Source organism: Pseudomonas sp. WMBT8 (genome assembly GCF_050916005.1).
Lineage (GTDB): Bacteria > Pseudomonadota > Gammaproteobacteria > Pseudomonadales > Pseudomonadaceae > Aquipseudomonas.
On sequence record NZ_CP188096.1, the window covers coordinates 1312441 to 1334731 of the forward strand.

Consider the following 22291-nt stretch of genomic DNA (forward strand, 5'->3'; position numbering starts at 1 on the left):
ACACCGCGCCGCCCGCATCGCAGGCAAGCCAGCTCCTACAAGGTCCGCACCCCCAGGGAAATTAAATTCAACTCAAATGGTTATTCTGGACAACTCCGCGCCAGGCTCCTGGTTCACGCTCAATTGCGCAACGATGGCGTCCTGCAAGCGGCGGCATAGTTCAGGGTCGGACAGCGGCTGGTTATCGGCATCGGTGATAAAGAACACGTCCTCGACCCGCTCACCCAGGGTGGCAATCTTGGCGTTTTGCAGCGACAGGTCAAACTCCAGGAAAATCCCGCCGATCCGCGCCAGCAGGCCAGGGCGATCCGGCGCGCTGAGTTCCAGTACGGTCACCGGGCGCTGGGCATCGTTGTGGATCGTCACCTGGGGCGCAAAGGCAAAATGCTTGAGCTGGCGCGGCACCCGGCGCTGGATGATGGTTGGGTAGTCGTCGGGGTTGCGCAGGGCTTCGGTCAGGCCTGCGCGGATCTTTTTCACCCGCTCGGGGTTGTCGCCGATGGACTCGCCTTCGGTGTCGAGCACGATGTAGGTGTCGAGGGTGAACTGGCTGCTGGACGTAATGACCCGGGCGTCGTGAATGTTCAGATTGAGCTGGTCCATCGCAGCCACGGTCACGGCGAAGAAGTCGTGCTGGTCCGGGGCGTAGATGAATATCTGCGTGCCGCCTTCGAATTCACGCTGGGTGGTTTCCTTGATCAGCACCAGCGGGCCACCGTCGGCCGGCTGCTGGAGAATCGCGTCGGTGTGCCAGGCCACGTCGCCTGCGGTGTGGCGCAGGAAATAGTCGTCGCCCAACTGCGACCAGAGTTGCTCCACATCGTCCGGGTCGTTGCCGCCACGCACCAGGATATCCAGGGCCGCGTTCTGGGTGCGGCGGATCTGTTCTTCGCGGTCCACCGGGTTTTCCAGGCCCCGGCGCAAGGCGCGCTTGGTCTCGGTATACAGCTGGCGCAACAGGCTGGCGCGCCACGAATTCCAGAGGGTCGGGTTGGTGGCGTTAATGTCGGAGACGGTCAGTACGTACAGGTAGTCGAGGCGGGTTTCGTCGCCGACGATCTGCGCAAAATCATGGATCACCTGCGGGTCGGACAAGTCCTTGCGCTGGGCGGTGGTGGACATCACCAGGTGGTTCTGTACCAGCCAGACGATCAGGCGGCTGTCCCACTGCGGTAACTGGTGACGCTGGCAGAAGGCTTGCGCATCCACCGCGCCGATTTCCGAATGGTCGCCGTGCCGGCCCTTGCCGATATCGTGATAAAGGCCGGCGAGGTAGATCAGCTCAGGCTTTGGCAGCCTGGCCATCAGCTTACTGGCCAGCGGGAATTTCTCTGACACCTGGGTGTATTGCAACTTACGCAGGTGTTTGATCAGGTTCAGGGTGTGGGCGTCGACCGTGTAGATGTGGAACAGGTCGTGCTGCATCTGCCCGACAATAAAGCCGAACTCCGGCAGGTAGCGCCCAAGGATGCCGTAGCGGTTCATGCGCCGCAGGTTGCGGTGGATGCCGATCTTGCACTTGAACAGCTCGATAAACAGGCTGGTATTGCGGATGTCGTGGCGAAATTCGTCATCGATCAGGTGACGGTTTTCCCGCAGCAAACGGATGGTGTCGGCGCGTACGCCCTTGATTTCCGGTTGCTGGGCCATCAGCACGAAAATTTCCAGCATGGCAAATGGCGTGCGCTTGAACACGTTGTCGTTGCGCGCCTCGATATAGCCATCGTGCAGTTGGAAGCGCGCGTTGATCGGTTGCGGCGGCGCTTCGTCTTCCGGGGCCAGGATCACTTCTTCAAAGTGCTGGATGATCAGGTCGCTGAGCTGGGCGATGCTCATGACCACCCGGTAGTACTGCTGCATGAAGCTTTCGATACTGGTCTTCGCGTCTTCGCCCTCGAAGCCCAGCAGGGCGGCGATGGAGCGTTGGTGGTCGAACAGCAGGCGGTCTTCGGAGCGTCCGGCCAGCATGTGCAGGGCGTAGCGCACCTTCCACAAAAACTCCTGGGACGAGGCCAGCAGGGCGTTTTCGCTCTCGACCAAAAAGCCTTCGCCGGCCAGGGCACGCAGGTTCAGGGTGCCGTACTGGCGCCTGGCTACCCACAAGATGGTCTGGATATCCCGCAGCCCGCCGGGCGAGCCCTTGACGTTGGGTTCCAGGTTGTATTCGGTGTCGTTGTACTTGTGATGCCGGGCTTTCTGCTCGGCGCGCTTGGCCAGGAAGAACTCCTTGCTCGGCCACATGTGTGCGGTGCTGGTGACTTCCAGCATGCGCTGGCGCAGGCGCTCGGGGCCGCAGATGGTACGGCTTTCCATCAGGTTGGTGACCACGGTCAGGTCGGCGCGGGCCTCTTCGGCGCATTCCGCCACCGAGCGCACGCTCTGGCCGACTTCCAGGCCGATGTCCCACAGCAGCGTCAGAAAACGCTCGATGGAATCACGAAAGATCTCATGGTCGGCACTGTCCAGCAGGATCAGCAGGTCGATATCGGAGTAGGGGTGCAGTTCGCCCCGGCCATAGCCGCCGACGGCCACCAGGGCAATGTCGGCGTCTTCGCTCCAGTCGAACTGTTCCCAGGCCTTTTGCAGGATGTTATCGACGAACCAGGCGCGATCCTCGATCAGTCGGCGAATCTCCCGGCCGCTGCGAAAGCGCCCGTCGAGCACCTCGCGGGCCTGGCGGATGGCCTTTTTGAAGGCGGCAATCGGGCTTGCCTTCAGCGCCAGTTCCGCCTGGAACTGGCCTCGGTCGAAGAGTTCGGGATCCACCTGGGGCATCGATCGGCTTTCCTTTCTATCTAGGTGTAGGTCACAACGTCGCTATCTGGAAAGCCCGCTGCAAGCATCAGGCCGAAACGCGAGGGATCGTGTCATCGGCGCGCAGGGTGAAGATCTCGTAGCCCGTCTCGGTGACCAGCAGGGTGTGCTCCCACTGCGCCGAGAGCTTGCGGTCCTTGGTGATGGCGGTCCAGCCGTCGCCCAGCACCTTGGTGTCGGCCTTGCCCTGATTGATCATCGGCTCGATGGTAAAGGTCATGCCCGCCTTGAGCTCCATGCCGGTGCCGGCGCGGCCGTAGTGCAGGATCTGCGGCTCTTCGTGGAACACTTTGCCGATGCCGTGGCCACAGAACTCGCGGACCACCGAGAAACCGTTCTTTTCTGCGTGCTTCTGGATCACTTCGCCGATATCACCCAGGCGGCAGCCGGGCTTGACCAGCTCGATGGCCTTGTACATGCATTCCTGGGTGACCTGGGACAGGCGCTCGGCCCACACCGGGACGTTGCCGACGTGGAACATGCGGCTGGTGTCGCCGTGGTAGCCGTCCTTGATCACCGTGACATCGATGTTCAGGGTATCGCCGTCCTTGAGCGGCTTGTCGCCCGGGATGCCGTGGCAGACCACGTGGTTGATCGAGGTGCAGATCGACTTGGGGAAGCCTTTGTAGTTCAGCGGCGCGGGGATGGCTTTCTGCACGTCGACAATATAGTCGTGGCAGATGCGGTCCAGGGCTTCTGTGGTGACGCCAGGCTTGACGTGTTCGGCAATCATTTCCAGGACGTCGGCCGCCAGTTTGCCGGCAACGCGCATGCCTGCGATGTCTTCGGCGGTTTTCAGGGTAACGGTCATACAGGCTCTCTCTAGCGCGACGCGCTGAAATCAATACGGTTTACGGGCGTGCGACAAAAAGGTGCAGCGTTCGCACAAGCCCAAAAAACGCGATTCTAACAGACGCAAGGTACAAACCATGAGTGTCTGGCTATCGCTTCTCTCTATAAGGTGTGGGTATTTTCACCCGATTCAATGGCTTGGGTGGCGGTGGCGGCAAGCAAATGCGATTGCGGGTTTCGTTTTTGTCGTTGCTGTGGTATAAAATGCGCCGCTTTCCGGGGATGCCCCGCAAAGCTTAAATCCACACACGTGTCGACACGATGACCTGGGTGCCGGAGGCCTTGAAGCCGCTGGTTGGTCATTGGGATACGTGGAGGCCAAACCCGACTTATTAAGGAACTATCATGTCCCAAGTCAACATGCGCGATATGCTGAAGGCCGGTGTGCACTTCGGTCACCAGACCCGTTACTGGAACCCGAAAATGGGTAAATACATTTTCGGCGCGCGTAACAAGATCCACATCATCAACCTTGAAAAAACCCTGCCAATGTTCAACGAAGCTCTGACTTTCGTAGAGCGCCTGGCCCAGGGCAAAAACAAGATTCTGTTCGTCGGCACCAAGCGTTCCGCTGGCAAGATCGTTGCTGAAGAAGCAGCACGTTGCGGTTCGCCGTACGTCGATCACCGCTGGTTGGGCGGCATGCTGACCAACTTCAAAACCATCCGTGCTTCCATCAAGCGTCTGCGTGACCTTGAAGTGCAAGCCGAAGACGGTACTTTCGCCAAGCTGACCAAGAAAGAAGCGCTGATGCGCTCCCGTGACCTGGAAAAGCTCGATCGTTCCCTGGGTGGTATCAAGGATATGGGCGGTCTGCCTGACGCACTGTTCGTTATCGACGTTGATCACGAGCGCATCGCGATCACCGAAGCCAACAAGCTGGGTATCCCGGTTATCGGCGTAGTCGATACTAACAGCAGCCCGGAAGGTGTTGACTACATCATCCCAGGCAACGATGACGCAATCCGCGCTATCCAGCTGTACATGGGTTCGATGGCTGACGCTGTAATCCGTGGCCGCAACAATGTTGGCGGCGGCACCGTAGAGTTCGCTGCTGAAGAAGCACCGGTCGCTGCAGCTGAGTAATTGACGCCCTGGCGTTGACTCAGTAAGCAAAAAGGGGGCTTGGCCCCCTTTTTGCCACCTCGAAAACCATTTGTGAGCGGCACAGCTACAGCATCTGTAACGTGCAGCGGTTAACAAGGGTGGTTCGGGAAGAATTGAACGCCCGTACAAGTCGGGTGGAATGGTTGAAAACCTATCCAAGAGGAATTTGAAAATGGCAGCAATTACTGCAGCGTTGGTTAAAGAACTGCGTGAGCGTACTGGCGAAGGCATGATGGATTGCAAGAAAGCCCTGGAAAAGGCTGACGGCGACATCGAAAAAGCCATTGATGACATGCGTGCTTCGGGCGCGATCAAGGCTGCCAAGAAAGCAGGCAACGTAGCTGCTGAAGGCGCGATCGCTCTGAAAGAAGACGGCAAATCCGCCGTTCTGCTGGAAGTGAACTCGCAGACCGACTTCCTGGCCCTGCAAGACGACTTCAAGGCATTTGTTGCTGCCAGCGTTGAAAAAGCGTTCGCCGACAAACTGACTGACGCCGCTCCGCTGATCGCAGCCCAAGAAGCTGATCGTCTGGTACTGGTCGGCAAGGTTGGCGAAAACGTCAACATCCGTCGCCTGGTACGTGTTGAAGGTGACGTGGTTGGTGGTTACCTGCACGGCAACAAGATCGGTGTTGCAGTTGTCCTCAAGGGCGGCAACGTTGAGCTGGCCAAAGACATCGCTATGCACGTAGCGGCCAGCAACCCAGAGTTCCTGCTGCCTTCGGAAGTTTCTGCCGAAGCGATCGAGCGCGAAAAAGCTGTGTTCCTGCAGCTGAACGAAGAAAAAATCAAAGGCAAGCCAGAAAACATTGTTGAGAACATGGTCAAAGGCCGTATCAGCAAGTTCCTGGCCGAAGCAAGCCTGGTTGAGCAGGCGTTCGTCAAGAACCCTGAAATCAAGGTTGGCGAACTGGCCAAGAAAGCCGGTGCTGAAATCGTTTCCTTCACCTACTTCAAAGTAGGCGATGGCATCGAGAAGCCGGTCGACAACTTCGCTGAAGAAGTTGCTGCCCAGCTGGCTGCCGCCAAGCAATAAGACAGTTTTCAACTGTCGCCCAAGAGAGGCTGCCCGCTCACGCGCGCAGCCTCTTTTCAAATGGGAGGCTCAATTTTATTTGGCTTCCCTTTGGAACTGGCTTACAAAGCCGTGTTCCGATGGCGCTGTGACAGCGTCCAGCTAGAGTGAACGCAAGCCGTAAACGGCTCGCCAAGAATTTTTTAAAAATACGCCGCAGGAGAGATTCGCAATGGCTCAGCAGGGCAGTGGTTATCAGGCTCGCTATAAACGCATTCTACTCAAGCTTAGCGGCGAGGCCCTGATGGGCTCGGAAGAGTTCGGGATCGATCCCAAGGTACTTGACCGCATGGCACTGGAAGTCGGCCAACTGGTCGGCATCGGTGTCCAGGTCGGCCTGGTGATCGGTGGTGGCAACCTGTTCCGTGGCGCGGCACTCAGTGCTGCTGGCATGGATCGGGTCACTGGCGACCACATGGGCATGCTGGCCACTGTGATGAACGCCCTGGCCATGCGCGACGCCCTGGAGCGTGCCAATATCTCGGCCATCGTGATGTCGGCCATCTCCATGGTTGGCGTGACCGATCACTATGATCGCCGCAAAGCCATGCGCCACCTGAATGCCAAAGAGGTGGTGATCTTTGCCGCCGGTACCGGCAACCCGTTCTTCACCACTGACTCGGCTGCCTGCCTGCGTGCCATCGAAATCGATGCTGACGTAGTGCTCAAGGCTACCAAGGTCGATGGTGTCTACACTGCCGATCCATTCAAAGACCCGCATGCCGAGAAGTTCGATCATCTGACTTATGATGAAGTGCTGGATCGCAAGCTGGGTGTGATGGACTTAACGGCAATCTGCCTGTGCCGCGACCACAAGATGCCGCTGCGCGTATTTAACATGAACAAGCCCGGCGCCCTGCTGAATATCGTACACGGCGGCGCAGAAGGGACTCTGATCGAGGAAGGCCAACAATGATCAACGAAATCAAGAAAGACGCCCAAGCGCGTATGCAGAAATCCCTGGAGTCTCTGAGCCACGCATTCGGCCAGATTCGTACCGGCAAGGCTCACCCAAGCATCCTGGGCAGCGTGATGGTGCCTTACTACGGTTCCGACACTCCGCTGAGCGGCGTGGCCAACGTGACTGTGAAAGACTCGCGCACCCTGCAGGTCGTGGCCTTCGAGCGCAACATGCTCGCTGCCGTCGACAAGGCTATCCAGAGCGCTGGCCTGAACCTCAACCCAACCAACCTGGGTGAGCTGCTGCTGATCTCCATGCCGGCCCTGACCGAAGAAACCCGCAAGGGCTTCACCAAGCAGGCGCGCAGCGCAGCGGAAGATGCCCGTGTTGCGGTGCGTAACATCCGTCGTGATGCCTTGGGTGACCTGAAGAAACTGGTCAAGGACAAGGAAATCAGCGAAGACGAAGAGCGTCGTGCCATTGCCGATATCGATAAGCTGACCAAGGAATCCGAGGCCATGATCACCAAGGCCACGGAAGAGAAAGAAAAGGACCTGATGGCCGTATAAGGGGTCAGGACGCTTTCATGGAAAAGACCAAGCAGACTGTGCCCTCCGCGGTGCCGCGCCATGTCGCGATCATCATGGATGGGAATAATCGCTGGGCGAAAAAACGCTTTATGCCAGGTGTCGCCGGGCATAAAGCGGGTGTCGATGCGGTACGGGCCGTGATCGAGGTGTGTGCCGAGGCCAAGGTCGAGGTATTGACCTTGTTTGCCTTCTCCAGTGAAAACTGGCAGCGCCCGGCCGACGAAGTCAGCGCCTTGATGGACCTGTTCTTCAAGGCCCTGCGTCGTGAGGCCAAGCGCCTGAACGACAACAACATCAGCTTGCGCATCATCGGCGATCGCTCGCGGTTCCATCCGGAGCTGCAGGCGGCCATGCGTGAAGCCGAGGCGATCACCGCTGGCAGCAACCGCTTCGTCCTGCAAATCGCCGCCAATTATGGCGGGCAATGGGATATCGCCCAGGCTGCGCAGCGCCTGGCGCGTGAAGTGCAGGCCGGCCATCTGCGCCCGGAAGACATCACGCCCGAGTTGTTGCAAACCTGCCTGGTGACTGGCGATCTGCCGTTGCCGGACCTGTGCATCCGTACCGGTGGCGAGCACCGCATCAGCAACTTCCTGTTGTGGCAGTTGGCCTATACCGAGCTGTACTTCTCCGACCTGTTCTGGCCGGACTTCAAACACGATGCCATGCGCAATGCGCTGGCCGATTTCGCTTCCCGTCAGCGTCGCTTCGGTAAAACGAGCGAGCAGATCGAAGCTGGAGCCCGGGTTTAATGCTTAAACAACGAATCATCACGGCACTGATCCTGCTGCCGATCGCTCTGTGCGGGTTTTTCCTGCTCGAAGGCGCAGGTTTTGCACTGTTCATTGGCCTGGTTGTGACCCTGGGCGCCTGGGAATGGGCGCGCCTGGCAGGGTTCGCCGAGCAACTGCCGCGGGTGGTGTACGCCGCCGTTGTCGCGTTGTTGCTGTTCCTGATGTACATCCTGCCGGATGTCGCACCCTGGGTGCTCGGGGCTGCGGTGCTGTGGTGGGCGTTGGCGACATTCCTGGTGTTGACCTACCCGCGTACCAGCAGCCAATGGTCCAGCGTCGCCTGCAAGCTGGTGATCGGCCTGCTGATCCTGCTGCCGGCCTGGCAGGGCCTGGTCTATATCAAGCACATGGCCCTGGGCAACTGGTTGATCATGGCGGTGATGGTACTGGTCTGGGGCGCGGACATCGGTGCGTACTTCTCCGGCCGTGCCTTTGGCAAGCGCAAGCTGGCCCCGGCGGTCAGTCCCGGCAAGAGCTGGGAAGGGGTGTACGGCGGGCTGGCGTTGACGTTGCTGATCACCCTGATTGTTGGCGTTGTGCGCGAGTGGGATGCCAAGCAAATCCTCCTGGCTCTGGTCGGTGCGGCGGTGGTGGTGCTGATCTCGGTGGTTGGCGATCTGACCGAAAGCATGTTCAAGCGCCAGGCAGGCATCAAGGACAGCAGTAACCTGCTGCCGGGCCATGGCGGCGTGCTGGACCGCATCGACAGCCTGACGGCGGCGATCCCGGTGTTTGCCGTGCTGTTGTGGATGGCCGCTTCGTGAGCCGCCTACAGCAAGTGACCGTGCTGGGAGCAACCGGCTCGGTCGGGTTGAGCACGCTGGATGTGATTGCCCGCCACCCTGAGCGCTATCAGGTATTCGCCCTGACCGGCTTCAGCCGCTTGAGCGAGCTGTTGGCGTTGTGCGTGCGGCATGTGCCGCAGTTCGCGGTGGTGCCGGATGCAACTGCCGCCCGTGGTTTGCAGGACGACCTGCGGGCTGCGGGCCTTTCGACCGAGGTATTGGTCGGCGAGGAGGGCTTGTGCCAGGTGTCCGCCGCCTCTGAAGTGGATACTGTGGTCGCCGCCATCGTCGGCGCTGCTGGCTTGCGTCCAACCCTCGCAGCGGTTGATGCGGGCAAAAAAATCCTGTTGGCCAATAAAGAAGCGCTGGTAATGTCCGGTGCGCTGTTTATGCAGGCTGTGCGCAAGAGTGGCGCCGTGCTGTTGCCGCTGGACAGCGAACACAATGCGATTTTTCAGTGCATGCCGGGCGATTTTGCCCGCGGCCTGAGCCAGGTGGGCGTACGGCGTATCTTGCTGACCGCCTCCGGTGGCCCGTTCCGCCAGACCCCATTGGGCGAGCTGGAGCACGTTTCTCCCGATCAGGCCTGCGCCCATCCCAATTGGTCGATGGGGCGCAAGATCTCGGTGGATTCGGCGAGCATGATGAACAAGGGCCTGGAGCTGATCGAAGCCTGCTGGCTGTTTGATGCTCGGGCCGAGCAGGTCGAGGTGGTGATTCATCCGCAAAGCGTGATTCATTCCCTGGTCGACTATGTGGATGGTTCGGTGTTGGCCCAGTTGGGCAACCCGGACATGCGTACGCCAATCGCCAATGCCCTGGCCTGGCCCGAGCGGATCGATTCGGGGGTTGCACCCCTGGACCTGTTCGCCATCGCACGCCTGGATTTCGAAGCGCCGGATGACCAACGCTTCCCCTGCCTGCGCCTGGCGCGTGAGGCGGCAGAGGCGGGCAACAGCGCTCCGGCTATGTTGAATGCGGCCAACGAGGTCGCGGTTGCTGCGTTTCTTGATCGGCGCATCCGCTTTCCACAGATCGCGAGTATCATCGAGGAAATTTTGAGTCTCGAGCCGGTGGTTGCCGTAAATGATTTGGGCGCCGTATTCGAGGCGGATGCCAAGGCCCGGGTCTTGGCCGAGCAATGGTTGAAACGCCACGCAGGTTAGTCGGCAGGCGCGGGATTGGAATGCGGAGAGATTAGATGAGTGCGCTCTACATGATTGTCGGCACCCTGGTTGCTCTGGGTGTGCTGGTCACTTTTCACGAATTTGGTCATTTCTGGGTGGCGCGCCGTTGTGGCGTCAAGGTCCTGCGTTTTTCCGTGGGTTTTGGCATGCCGCTGCTGCGCTGGCACGACCGCAAGGGCACCGAATTCGTGATTGCCGCCATTCCCCTGGGTGGCTACGTCAAGATGCTCGACGAGCGTGAAGGCGAAGTGCCGGCTGATCAACTGGACCAATCTTTCAATCGCAAGACCGTTCGTCAGCGTATTGCCATCGTGGCGGCTGGCCCGATCGCCAACTTCCTGTTGGCCATGGTGTTTTTCTGGGTCCTGGCAATGCTGGGCAGCCAGCAGGTGCGCCCGGTTATCGGTGCGGTGGAGGCGGGCAGCATTGCAGCCAAGGCTGGTTTGAGCGCCGGGCAGGAAATTGTTGCTATTGATGGTGAGCCGACTACAGGCTGGGGGGCGGTCAATCTGCAGTTGGTTCGCCGCCTGGGTGAGAGTGGCACCGTACAGCTGGTGGTGCGCGAGCAGGACTCCACGGCCGAGACGCCGCGCGAGCTGGTACTGGACAAGTGGCTCAAGGGCGCTGACGAGCCTGACCCGATCAAGTCCCTGGGGATTCGCCCATGGCGTCCGGCGCTGCCGCCGGTACTGGCGGAGCTCGATCCCAAGGGGCCGGCCCAGGCTGCCGGCCTGAAGACCGGTGATCGTTTGCTGGCCCTTGATGGTCAGGCGCTGGGCGACTGGCAGCAAGTGGTTGATCTGGTTCGTGTACGTCCTGATACGAAAATTGTGCTGAAAGTTGAGCGCGACGGTGCTCAAATCGACGTCCCTGTTACCCTTGCGGTGCGCGGAGAGGCCAAGGCGGCCGGCGGGTATCTGGGGGCGGGGGTCAAAGGTGTCGAATGGCCGCCATCGATGGTGCGAGAGGTCAGCTTCGGGCCGTTGGCGGCAATTGGCGAGGGTGCACGACGCACTTGGACCATGAGCGTACTGACCCTCGATTCGCTGAAGAAAATGTTGTTCGGCGAGCTCTCGGTAAAAAACTTGAGTGGACCGATAACCATTGCTAAAGTGGCGGGCGCTTCTGCCCAGTCGGGTGTTGCTGATTTCCTGAATTTCCTGGCTTATCTGAGTATTAGCCTTGGGGTTCTGAATTTGTTGCCCATTCCAGTACTGGATGGGGGGCATCTGTTGTTTTATCTCGTCGAGTGGGTGCGTGGTCGCCCCTTGTCGGATCGGGTGCAGGGTTGGGGGATACAGATCGGTATCAGTTTGGTGGTTGGGGTGATGTTGTTAGCCCTGGTCAACGATCTGGGACGTCTGTAACGCTTCGCTGAATTGCGAATCTGCCGCATTTTGCGGCAGTTTGTTTATTGCCAGTTGGAATAAGAAAGGACTTCATGAAACGTCTGCTGCTAACTGCGGTTCTCACCGTATTGATGATCGCCGAAGTTCACGCCGAGTCCTTCACCATCTCCGATATTCGCGTCAACGGCCTCCAGCGGGTTTCCGCGGGTAGCGTCTTTGGCGCCTTGCCGTTGAACGTTGGGGAACAGGCTGACGACCGTCGCCTGGTGGAATCCACTCGTGCGCTGTTCAAAACCGGCTTCTTTCAAGACATCCAACTGGGTCGTGAAGGCAACGTCCTGGTCATCACTGTCGTCGAGCGACCTTCTGTCGCCAGTATCGAGATCGAAGGCAACAAGGCGATCTCCACTGAAGACTTGATGAAAGGTCTCAAGCAATCCGGCCTGGCCGAAGGCGAGATCTTCCAGCGCGCCACCCTCGAAGGCGTGCGTAACGAGCTGCAACGTCAGTACGTTGCCCAAGGCCGCTACTCGGCTTCCGTGGAAACCGAAGTGGTGCCGCAGCCGCGCAACCGTGTCGGCCTGAAGGTCAACATCAACGAAGGCACCGTGGCGGCGATCCAGCACATCAACGTGGTGGGTAACACCAAGTTCGCCGACGAAGACCTGATCGACCTGTTCGAGCTCAAGACCACCAACTGGCTGTCGTTCTTCAAGAACGATGATAAGTACGCCCGTGAAAAACTCTCCGGTGACCTGGAGCGCTTGCGCTCCTATTACCTGGACCGTGGCTATATCAACATGGATATCGCTTCGACCCAGGTGTCCATCACCCCGGATAAGAAGCACGTGTACATCACCGTCAACGTCAACGAAGGCGAGAAGTACCGCGTTCGTGACGTGAAGCTCAGCGGCGACTTGAAAGTGCCTGAAGACCAGGTCAAGTCCCTGCTGTTGGTCCAAAAAGACCAGGTGTTCTCGCGCAAGCTGATGACCACCACTTCCGAACTGATCACCCGTCGCCTGGGTAACGAAGGCTATACCTTCGCCAACGTGAACGGCGTGCCGACCCCACATGATGATGACCACACCGTGGACATCACTTTTGTCGTCGATCCGGGCAAGCGTGCCTACGTCAACCGCATCAACTTCCGTGGCAACACCAAGTCCGAGGACGAAGTGCTGCGTCGTGAAATGCGTCAGATGGAAGGTGGCTGGGCTTCGACCTACCTGATCGACCAGTCCAAGACCCGTCTTGAGCGCCTGGGCTTCTTCAAGGAAGTCAACGTCGAAACCCCGGCCGTACCGGGTGTGGATGACCAGGTCGACGTGAACTACGCAGTGGAAGAGCAAGCGTCCGGTTCGATCACCGCCAGCGTCGGTTTTGCACAGAGTGCCGGCCTGATCCTCGGTGGCTCGATCACCCAGAACAACTTCCTGGGTACCGGTAACAAAGTATCCATCGGCCTGACCCGCAGCGAATACCAGAGCCGCTACAACTTCGGTTATGTGGACCCCTACTGGACTGCTGACGGTGTGAGCCTGGGCTATAACGCCTTCTACCGCACCACCGACTACAAAGACCTCGACGTCGACGTTGCAAGCTATGCGATCGACAGCCTGGGTGCCGGTGTGAACGTGGGCTACCCGATCAGTGAGACCTCGCGTCTGACCTTCGGCCTGACCGCGCAGCAGGATGAGATCAAGACCGGTGTCTACACCGTCGATGAGATCTTCGACTTCACCCGCCGCGAAGGTGACAAGTTCCTCAACTTCAAGGCCTCGGCCGGTTGGTCCGAGTCCACCCTGAACAAAGGCGTGCTGGCCACCCGTGGTCACTCCCAGAGCCTGACCCTGGAAGCCACCACACCAGGTAGCGACCTGTCGTTCTTCAAGCTCGACTACCGTGGCCAGTTGTTCACGCCGTTGAGCGATAACTACACCATGCGCCTGCACACGGAATTGGGCTATGGTGATGGCTACGGTTCGACCGATGGCTTGCCGTTCTACGAGAACTACTATGCCGGTGGCTTCAACTCGGTACGTGGCTTCAAGGACAGCACCCTGGGTCCACGTGGTACGCCAAGCCGTGGTGTTGCTGAAACCGGTAACGTCGGCACCGTGCGTGACTCAGACAATGATCCGCTGCCGTTCGGTGGTAACGTGCTGATCCAAGGTGGTGCGGAAATTCTGTTCCCGCTGCCGTTCGTCAAGGACCAGCGCTCCCTGCGGACCTCGGTCTTCTGGGATGTGGGTAACGTATTCGACTCCAAGTGCGAGCAGATCCGTAACCCTAGCGGCTTGAAGTCCAACACCCAGTGCAACGACGTAAGCCTGAGCAATCTGGCCAGTTCCGTGGGTGTGGGTGTGACCTGGATTACCGCCCTGGGCCCGTTGAGCTTCGCCTTGGCGATGCCAGTCAAGAAACCGGATAACGCTGAAACCCAGATTTTCCAATTTTCCCTCGGCCAGACGTTCTAAGCGTCCGACCCAAGATAACGACAACGGATTCTGTAGGAGTGCATCGTGCGTAAGTTGACTCAATTGGTTCTTCTGGCAACCGTGCTGGTCGCAACCCCGGCGTTTGCCGAAATGAAAATCGCCGTCCTGAACTATCAGATGGCCCTGCTGGAATCCGATGCGGCCAAGAAGTACGCCGTGGATGCCGAGAAAAAATTTGGTCCGCAACTGACCAAGCTCAAGACCCTGGAAAGCAGTGCCAAGGGTATCCAGGACCGCCTGGTCGCCGGTGGCGATAAAATGCAGCAAGGCGAGCGCGAGCGTCTGGAGCTTGAGTTCAAGCAAAAGGCCCGTGACTATCAGTTCCAATCCAAGGAGCTGAACGAAGCCAAGGCTGTTGCTGACCGTGAAATGCTCAAGCAACTGAAGCCTAAACTCGACAGCGCCGTGGAAGAGGTCATCAAGAAAGGTGCCTTTGACCTGGTCTTCGAGCGTGGCGCCGTGATTGACGTCAAGCCTCAATACGACATCACCCGCCAGGTGATCGAGCGCATGAACCAGCTGAAGTAAGCCATGACCGCGACTATCAAACTCGGTCAATTGGCCGAGTTCCTGGGGGCTACCTTGCGTGGCTCCAAGGAGAAGGAAATCACTGGGCTAGCCACCTTGCAGGAGGCTGGCCCAGCTCAGTTGAGCTTCCTCGCAAATCCCCAATACCGTAAATACCTGGGCGACAGCCAGGCCGCAGCCGTATTGCTGAAGGCCGCTGACGCCGAGACGTTTGCCGGGGATGCGCTGGTGGTGGCCGACCCTTATGCCGCATACGCGCGGGTTTCCCACTTGTTCGACCCGAAACCCAAGGCTGCCCCTGGTATCCATCCTTCTGCGGTCATTGCCAATGATGCACAGGTGGATCCTGCGGCCAGCATCGGTGCTTTTGCGGTTATCGAAAGTGGTGCGCGCATTGGTGCCGGCGTGACTGTTGGTGCCCATTGCTTTATCGGTGCTCGCAGCGAAATCGGCGCAGGCGGCTGGCTCGCGCCGCGCGTGACCCTGTACCACGATGTGCGTATCGGGCAGCGGGTAGTGATTCAGTCGGGTGCCGTGATCGGCGGCGAAGGCTTCGGCTTTGCCAATGAGAAGGGCATCTGGCAGAAGATCGCCCAGGTCGGCGGTGTGCTGATCGGTGACGATGTGGAGATCGGTGTCAACACTGCTGTCGATCGCGGGGCCTTGGCCGATACGGTGATTGGCAATGGTGTGAAGTTGGATAACCAGATCCAGATCGCCCACAACGTACAGATTGGCGATCACACGGCCATGGCCGCGTGCGTCGGCATCTCCGGCAGCACCAAGATCGGCAAGCATTGCATGCTGGCCGGCGGTGTCGGCTTGGTGGGCCATATTGAAATCTGTGACAACGTATTCATTACCGGCATGACGATGGTGACCCACTCGATTACCGAGCCAGGGGCCTACTCTTCCGGTACAGCGATGCAACCCGCGGCCGAGTGGCGCAAGAGCGCGGCCCGTTTAAGGCAGCTCGACGACATGGCGCGGCGCCTGAAACATCTGGAAAAGCGTGTTGGGGACGTGACCCCTGGCAGTAATGTTTCATCAGATGGCTGATACCATTTCCATATCAAGTGTGCACAGCAGCTAGACTGCCTTCTTGATTTGCTAGAGGGGCGTGCCTTAGTCCGCGCGCTCCCAATCTTTATTACAGGCTTCCCCCCGAAATGATGGACATCAACGAGATTCGCGAATACCTGCCTCACCGTTACCCGTTCCTACTGGTGGACCGTGTAGTGGAACTGAATGTTGAGGAAAAGCGCATTCGTGCCTACAAGAATGTCAGCATCAACGAACCATTCTTCAATGGTCATTTCCCCGCGCATCCAATCATGCCGGGCGTGTTGATCATCGAAGCGATGGCGCAGGCCGCTGGTATCCTGGGTTTTAAAATGCTCGACCTGAAGCCTGCCGACGGCACGCTTTACTATTTCGTGGGCTCCGACAAGCTGCGCTTTCGCAACCCGGTCACCCCAGGCGACCAGTTGATCCTGGAAGCCAAGTTCGTGAGCTGCAAGCGCCAGATCTGGAAATTCGAATGCCAGGCGTCCGTTGACGGCAAGCCTGTGTGTTCCGCCGAAATCATCTGTGCGGAACGCAAACTATGAGTTTGATTGACCCTCGCGCAATCATCGATCCGACGGCCGTGCTGGCCGCCGACGTTGAGGTCGGCCCTTGGTCGATCATCGGCGCAGGTGTGGAAATCGGCGAGGGAACAGTCATCGGGCCGCACGTGATCCTCAAGGGGCCGACCCGCATTGGCAAACACAACCGCATCTACCAGTTTTCCTCGGTAGGTGAAGATACGCCGGACATGAAGTACAAGGGTGAAGAAACCCGCCTGGTAATCGGTGATCACAACATCATTCGTGAAGGCGTGACCATTCATCGTGGCACTGTGCAGGACCGGGCAGAAACTACCCTGGGTGATCACAATCTGGTGATGGCCTACGCGCATATCGGACACGACAGCGTTATTGGCAACCACTGCATCCTGGTCAACAACACTGCACTGGCCGGCCATGTGCATGTTGACGACTGGGCGATCCTGTCTGGTTTTACCCTGGTGCATCAGTACTGCCATATCGGCGCCCACAGCTTTTCCGGCATGGGCACTGCTATTGGCAAGGATGTGCCGGCGTTCGTCACGGTATTTGGCAACCCTGCCGAAGCCCGCAGCATGAACTTCGAAGGCATGCGCCGCCGGGGTTTCAGCGAAGAGGCCATTCACGCCCTGCGTCGCGCCTATAAGGTGGTGTATCGCCAGGGCCTGACGGTTGAGCAGGCATTGGCCGAACTGGCCGAGCCAGCGGCGCTGTTTCCAGAGGTTGCCATCTTCCGTGATTCGATCCAGGCATCGACTCGCGGCATCACCCGCTGATCATGGCCACGCTGCGTATTGCATTGGTGGCCGGAGAAGCTTCCGGCGATATCCTCGGCGCTGGCCTGATGCGCGCCATCAAGGCGCAGCATCCAGCCGTTGAGTTTATTGGGGTCGGCGGCCCGCTGATGCAGGCCGAAGGCCTGACTTCCTACTTTCCCATGGAGCGTTTGTCGGTCATGGGGCTGGTGGAAGTGCTGGGGCGCCTTCGCGAGCTGCTGGCTCGGCGCAAACTGCTGATCCAGACCCTGATTGCCGAAAAACCTGACGTCTTTATCGGTATCGACGCACCGGACTTCACCCTCAATATCGAACTCAAACTGCGTCAGGCCGGAATCAAGACCGTGCATTACGTCAGCCCGTCCGTGTGGGCGTGGCGGCAGAAGCGCGTGCTGAAGATCCGCGAAGGCTGCGACCTGATGCTGACCCTACTGCCTTTCGAGGCGCGGTTCTATGAAGAGAAGGGCGTGCCGGTAAGGTTTGTCGGCCATACCCTGGCCGACACCATCCCGCTACAGGCGGATCGCGCCGCTGCGCGCGCCGAGTTGGGCCTGCCCGACGGGCCGCTGGTGGCGTTGATGCCCGGCAGCCGTGGCGGTGAGGTCGGTCGCCTCGGCGCACTGTTTTTCGATGCGGCCCAGCGCCTGCAGGCGTTGAAGCCAGGAGTGCGATTTGTACTGCCGTGCGCCAGCCCGCAGCGCCGTGCACAGATCGAAGCCTTGCTGGTGGGGCGCGACTTGCCGTTGACGCTGCTCGATGGTGGTTCGCATCTGGCCCTGGCCGCCTGTGACGCGGTGTTGATCGCCTCTGGTACCGCCACGCTGGAGGCCTTGCTCTACAAGCGCCCGATGGTCGTGGCCTATCGCTTGGCGCCGCTGACCTACTGGATTCTCAAGCGCATGGTCAAAAGTCCCTACATCTCCTTGCCCAACCTGCTTGCCCAGCGCCTGTTGGTGCCGGAGTTGCTGCAGGACGCTGCAACCCCCGAAGCATTGGCCCAGACCATTCTGCCGTTGATCGACGGTGGTGAAGAGCAGACCCGTGGGTTCGACGAAATTCACCGTACCTTGCGCCGTGATGCGTCGAACCAGGCCGCAGATGCCGTATTGACCTTGATCGACCGCCAGCAGGAAACCCTATGAAGACGCAAATAGGCCTGGATTTCAGCCTGGTCGCCCAAACCCACGAACTGGTTGCCGGTGTCGATGAAGTCGGGCGTGGTCCGCTGTGCGGTGCGGTGGTCACGGCGGCGGTGATCCTTGACCCGAATCGCCCGATTCTCGGCCTCAACGACTCGAAGAAACTCACCGAGGCCCGTCGTGAAAAACTTTTTGACGAAATTTGCGAAAAGGCCCTCAGCTGGCATATCGCCAGGGCAGAGGTCGAGGAAATCGACGAGTTGAACATCCTGCATGCCACGATGCTGGCCATGCAGCGCGCCGTCGAGGGCCTGCACATCACCCCGAAACTGGCGATGATCGACGGGAATCGCTGCCCGAAGCTGGCGATGCCGGCCGAAGCGGTGGTCAAGGGTGATAGCAAGGTTCCGGCGATTGCCGCTGCCTCGATTCTCGCCAAGGTCAGTCGCGACCGTGAAATGGCGGCGTTCGAGTTGATCTACCCAGGCTATGGCATCGGTGGCCATAAAGGCTACCCGACGCCCGTTCATCTGGAAGCCCTCGCCCGATTGGGCCCGACGCCGATCCACCGCCGCTCGTTTGCCCCGGTACGCCTGGCTTACGAGGTGCGCGAAAGCCTGGCCGAGATTTAGGCGCAGGCTGATGTTTTACTCAAGGCCCGGTACAATCCGGGCCTTGTTGTTTTCACACGTATCTAGACAGGATCACTATGCCGGCTTCATTCGTTCACCTGCGCCTGCACACTGAATACTCCCTGGTCGACGGCCTGGTACGGATCAAACCACTGGTCAAAACCCTGGTGGGCATGAACATGCCGGCCGTTGCGGTGACCGATCAGAACAACATGTGCTCCCTGGTCAAGTTCTACAAGAGCGCCATGGGCGCCGGCATCAAGCCGATTTGCGGCGCCGACTTGTGGCTGTCCAACAAAGATCCGGATAACGCCTTGAGCCGCATCAGCCTGCTGGCGATGAACGGCGTGGGCTATCGCAACCTGACCGAACTGATTTCCCGTGGTTTTATCGACGGCCAGCGCAATGGCTCGATCATCATCGAGCGCGAATGGGTGGCCGAGGCCAGCGAAGGGCTGATCATGCTGTCGGCCGCCAAAGAGGGCGAGATCGGGATCGCGTTGCTGGGCGGTAACCCGCACGAGGCCGAGGTGCTGGCCAGTGAGTGGATGCAAGTCTTTCCCGACCGCTTCTACCTGGAGGTCCAGCGCACCAATCGCCCCAACGATGAAGAACATCTGCACGCTGCCGTGGCCCTGGCCGAAAAGCTGGGTGCGCCGCTGGTAGCCACCAACGATGTCCGCTTTATCAAGAAGGAAGACTTCGAAGCCCACGAAACCCGCGTGTGCATCGGCGAAGGCCGGGCGCTGGACGATCCACGGCGCTCGAAGAACTACAGCGAAGAGCAGTACCTCAAAAGTGCCGAGGAAATGGCTGAGCTGTTCAGCGATTTGCCCGAGGCCCTGGAAAACTCCGTCGAAATTGCCAAGCGCTGCAATATCGAAGTGAAGCTGGGCAAGCACTTTTTGCCCAACTTCCCGATTCCCGATGGCATGACCATCGATGAATACTTTCGCAAGGTGTCCTTCGATGGCCTGGAGGAGCGTCTTGCCGTCCTGCTGCCCAAGGACACTACCGAAGACTACGAAGCCAAACGCCAGGTGTATGTCGACCGGCTGAATTTCGAGCTGGATATCATTATCCAGATGGGGTTCCCCGGTTACTTCCTGATCGTAATGGACTTTATCCAGTGGGCCAAAAGCAACGGCGTGCCGGTGGGGCCTGGCCGGGGGTCGGGTGCTGGCTCGCTGGTAGCTTATGTGCAGAAGATCACTGACCTTGACCCGCTGGAATATGACCTGCTGTTCGAACGGTTCCTGAACCCGGAACGGGTATCGATGCCCGACTTCGACGTCGACTTCTGCATGGATGGTCGTGATCGGGTAATCGAATATGTGGCCGAGAAATACGGCCGTAACGCGGTAAGCCAGATCATCACCTTCGGCTCCATGGCGGCCAAGGCGGTAATCCGCGACGTGGCGCGGGTGCAGGGCAAGTCCTACGGCCTGGCGGATCGTCTGTCGAAGATGATCCCCTTTGAAGTCGGCATGACCCTGGAAAAGGCCTACGAGCAGGAAGAAATCCTGCGTGACTTCATCAAGGTCGATGAAGAAGCCGCCGAAATCTGGGACATGGCCCGCAAGCTCGAAGGCGTGGTGCGTAACGTCGGTAAGCACGCCGGTGGCGTGGTAATCGCTCCGACCAAGTTGACAGACTTTTCGCCGATCTATTGCGACGAAGAAGGCGATGGCCTGGTAACCCAGTTCGACAAGGACGACGTGGAGGCGGCCGGCCTGGTGAAGTTCGACTTCCTCGGCCTGCGGACCCTGACTATCATCGACTGGGCGCTCAAGACCATCAACCGCGAGCGTGCCAAGGTCGATGAGGCGCCGCTGGATATCGCCTTTATCCCGCTGGACGACAAGCCGACCTACGCGCTGCTGCAAAAAGCTGAAACCACTGCGGTGTTCCAGCTTGAATCCCGCGGCATGAAGGAGCTGATCAAAAAGCTCAAGCCCGACTGCCTGGAAGACTTGATCGCACTGGTGGCCCTGTTCCGTCCGGGCCCACTGCAATCGGGCATGGTTGATGACTTTATCAACCGTAAGCACGGGCGCGCCGAACTGGCTTACCCGCACTCCGACTACCAGTACGAAGGCCTCAAGCCGGTACTGGCACCGACCTACGGCATCATCCTGTATCAGGAACAGGTGATGCAGATCGCCCAGGTCATGGCCGGCTACACCCTAGGCGGCGCGGACATGCTGCGCCGGGCCATGGGTAAGAAAAAGCCCGAGGAAATGGCTAAGCAGCGCGGCGGTTTCATTGAAGGTTGCGCCACCAACAACATTGACGCTGACCTGGCCGGTAACATCTTTGACCTGGTGGAAAAATTCGCCGGTTATGGCTTCAACAAATCCCACTCCGCCGCCTACGGCCTGGTGTCGTACCAGACTGCGTGGCTGAAGGCCCACTACCCGGCGCCGTTCATGGCGGCGGTGCTGTCGGCGGATATGCACAACACCGACAAGGTCGTGACCTTGATCGAAGAAGTGCGGACCATGAAGTTGCGGCTCGACGCGCCGGATGTGAACGCCTCGGAGTTCAAGTTCACCGTGAACGACGAAGGCCGCATCATCTATGGCCTGGGCGCGATCAAGGGGGTGGGCGAAGGCCCGGTCGAGGCAATCACCGAGGCGCGCCAGGATGGTCCGTTCAAGGACCTGTTCGACTTCTGCGCCCGGGTCGACCTCAAGCGCATCAACAAGCGTACCCTCGATGGCCTGATCCGCAGCGGTGCACTCGATCGTCTCGGTCCGTATTTCCATGACGAGCCGAAGGCCTACCAGGCCAATATCGACCGCAACCGCGCGGTGCTGCTGACCGCCATGGAAGAAGCGATCAAGGCCGCCGAGCAGACCGCCCGCACCCACGACAGCGGGCATGCCGACCTGTTTGGCGGGCTGTTCGTCGAAGAAGATGCCGATGTGTACGCTAACCACCGCAAGGCCAAGGAGCTGACCCTCAAGGAACGCCTCAAGGGTGAAAAAGACACCCTGGGCCTGTACCTCACCGGTCACCCGATTGACGAATATGAAGGCGAGATCCGTCGTTTTGCCCGCCAGCGCATCATCGACCTGAAGCCGGCGCGCGATACCCAGACTGTCGCCGGGATGATCATTGCCCTGCGGGTGATGAAGAACAAAAAGGGCGACAAGATGGGGTTCATCACCCTTGATGACCGCTCCGGGCGTATCGAGGCGTCGCTGTTTGCCGACGCGTTTCATTCTGCACAGTCGCTGTTGCAGACCGACGCGATGGTGGTGGTGGAAGGGGAGGTCAGCAACGATGACTTCTCCGGCGGCCTGCGCCTGCGGATCAAACGCGTAATGAGCATGGAAGATGCCCGCACCAACCTGGCCGAAAGCCTGCGCTTGAAGGTGAAAACCGAAGCGCTCAAGGGCGATCAGCTACGCTGGCTGGGGGACTTGCTCAAGCGTCACCGTGGCGCGTGCCCGGTGACCATGGAGTACACCGGCAGCGATGCCAAGGCGATGTTGCAGTTCGGTGAGACGTGGCGAATTGACCCGGCCGATGGCTTGATTCAAGCATTGCGTGACCAGTTCGGGCGTGACAACGTCTTCCTCCAATACCGTTGACGGTCAGGGCTGCCCTTGTACCCCTGACCTCGACTCGACATTTAATCTCGACCTT

Annotated in this window: 18 protein-coding genes; 16 read left to right on the forward strand and 2 right to left on the reverse strand. The window is 59.3% G+C overall.

Annotation, left to right across the window (positions count from 1 at the left end; all coding sequences use genetic code 11):
- Positions 1–72: 72 nt before the first annotated feature.
- Together ACO77H_RS05725 and map are read right to left on the reverse strand one after the other, a co-directional pair.
- Complete coding sequence (locus tag ACO77H_RS05725) at positions 73–2775, reverse strand: [protein-PII] uridylyltransferase (RefSeq protein ID WP_169955737.1); 2703 nt, start codon at positions 2773–2775, stop codon at positions 73–75.
- 67 nt (positions 2776–2842) lie between these two features.
- Positions 2843–3625, reverse strand: a complete 783-nt coding sequence (gene map / locus ACO77H_RS05730) for a type I methionyl aminopeptidase (RefSeq protein ID WP_032858167.1) — start codon at positions 3623–3625, stop codon at positions 2843–2845.
- A gap of 386 nt (positions 3626–4011) precedes the next feature.
- Here map and rpsB point away from each other — a divergent pair, with 386 nt between their 5' ends.
- The 16 genes from rpsB (at position 4012) to dnaE (ending at position 22236) form a co-directional block, all read left to right on the forward strand.
- Entirely contained in the window at positions 4012–4752 is a 741-nt protein-coding gene (rpsB, locus tag ACO77H_RS05735) for a 30S ribosomal protein S2 (RefSeq protein WP_029297291.1), read from the forward strand.
- Positions 4753–4945: 193 nt separating this feature from the next.
- Positions 4946–5809 carry a translation elongation factor Ts gene (tsf, locus tag ACO77H_RS05740; protein ID WP_003172264.1) on the forward strand — a complete coding sequence of 288 codons (864 nt, stop codon included), beginning with the start codon at positions 4946–4948 and terminating at the stop codon, positions 5807–5809.
- 211 nt (positions 5810–6020) lie between these two features.
- Positions 6021–6764, forward strand: a complete 744-nt coding sequence (pyrH, locus tag ACO77H_RS05745) for a UMP kinase (protein WP_003172271.1) — start codon at positions 6021–6023, stop codon at positions 6762–6764.
- Positions 6761–7318 (forward strand): ribosome recycling factor, encoded by a 558-nt coding sequence (gene frr / locus ACO77H_RS05750; protein ID WP_169955738.1) that lies wholly within the window; start codon positions 6761–6763, stop codon positions 7316–7318. Before pyrH ends, frr begins: the two co-directional genes overlap by 4 nt.
- A gap of 17 nt (positions 7319–7335) precedes the next feature.
- Complete coding sequence (gene uppS / locus ACO77H_RS05755; RefSeq protein ID WP_169955739.1) at positions 7336–8091, forward strand: polyprenyl diphosphate synthase; 756 nt, start codon at positions 7336–7338, stop codon at positions 8089–8091.
- Entirely contained in the window at positions 8091–8897 is an 807-nt protein-coding gene (locus ACO77H_RS05760) for a phosphatidate cytidylyltransferase (RefSeq protein ID WP_432755144.1), read from the forward strand. Before uppS ends, ACO77H_RS05760 begins: the two co-directional genes overlap by 1 nt.
- Positions 8894–10084: a 1-deoxy-D-xylulose-5-phosphate reductoisomerase gene (gene ispC / locus ACO77H_RS05765; protein WP_432755145.1), complete on the forward strand. Its 1191-nt coding sequence runs from the start codon at positions 8894–8896 to the stop codon at positions 10082–10084. The genes ACO77H_RS05760 and ispC overlap by 4 nt, the downstream gene beginning before the upstream one ends.
- Before the next feature lie 35 nt (positions 10085–10119).
- A complete protein-coding gene (rseP, locus tag ACO77H_RS05770) occupies positions 10120–11472 on the forward strand; it encodes a sigma E protease regulator RseP (protein WP_169955455.1) in 1353 nt (450 codons plus the stop codon).
- A gap of 74 nt (positions 11473–11546) precedes the next feature.
- Positions 11547–13934 carry an outer membrane protein assembly factor BamA gene (gene bamA, locus ACO77H_RS05775; RefSeq protein WP_169955456.1) on the forward strand — a complete coding sequence of 796 codons (2388 nt, stop codon included), beginning with the start codon at positions 11547–11549 and terminating at the stop codon, positions 13932–13934.
- Between the two features lie 45 nt (positions 13935–13979).
- The gene (locus ACO77H_RS05780; protein WP_003219314.1) at positions 13980–14483 is read left to right on the forward strand and encodes an OmpH family outer membrane protein; all 504 of its coding nucleotides are present in this window, start codon (positions 13980–13982) and stop codon (positions 14481–14483) included.
- A gap of 3 nt (positions 14484–14486) precedes the next feature.
- On the forward strand, positions 14487–15542 hold the full coding sequence (gene lpxD, locus ACO77H_RS05785; RefSeq protein ID WP_169955457.1) for a UDP-3-O-(3-hydroxymyristoyl)glucosamine N-acyltransferase: 1056 nt from the start codon (positions 14487–14489) through the stop codon (positions 15540–15542).
- Between the two features lie 110 nt (positions 15543–15652).
- Positions 15653–16093, forward strand: a complete 441-nt coding sequence (fabZ, locus tag ACO77H_RS05790; RefSeq protein ID WP_029297270.1) for a 3-hydroxyacyl-ACP dehydratase FabZ — start codon at positions 15653–15655, stop codon at positions 16091–16093.
- The gene (lpxA, locus tag ACO77H_RS05795) at positions 16090–16866 is read left to right on the forward strand and encodes an acyl-ACP--UDP-N-acetylglucosamine O-acyltransferase (RefSeq protein WP_169955458.1); all 777 of its coding nucleotides are present in this window, start codon (positions 16090–16092) and stop codon (positions 16864–16866) included. The genes fabZ and lpxA overlap by 4 nt, the downstream gene beginning before the upstream one ends.
- Before the next feature lie 2 nt (positions 16867–16868).
- On the forward strand, positions 16869–18008 hold the full coding sequence (lpxB, locus tag ACO77H_RS05800) for a lipid-A-disaccharide synthase (RefSeq protein ID WP_169955459.1): 1140 nt from the start codon (positions 16869–16871) through the stop codon (positions 18006–18008).
- Complete coding sequence (gene rnhB / locus ACO77H_RS05805; RefSeq protein WP_170042922.1) at positions 18005–18637, forward strand: ribonuclease HII; 633 nt, start codon at positions 18005–18007, stop codon at positions 18635–18637. The genes lpxB and rnhB overlap by 4 nt, the downstream gene beginning before the upstream one ends.
- A gap of 77 nt (positions 18638–18714) precedes the next feature.
- Complete coding sequence (gene dnaE, locus ACO77H_RS05810) at positions 18715–22236, forward strand: DNA polymerase III subunit alpha (RefSeq protein WP_169955461.1); 3522 nt, start codon at positions 18715–18717, stop codon at positions 22234–22236.
- Positions 22237–22291: the final 55 nt, after the last annotated feature.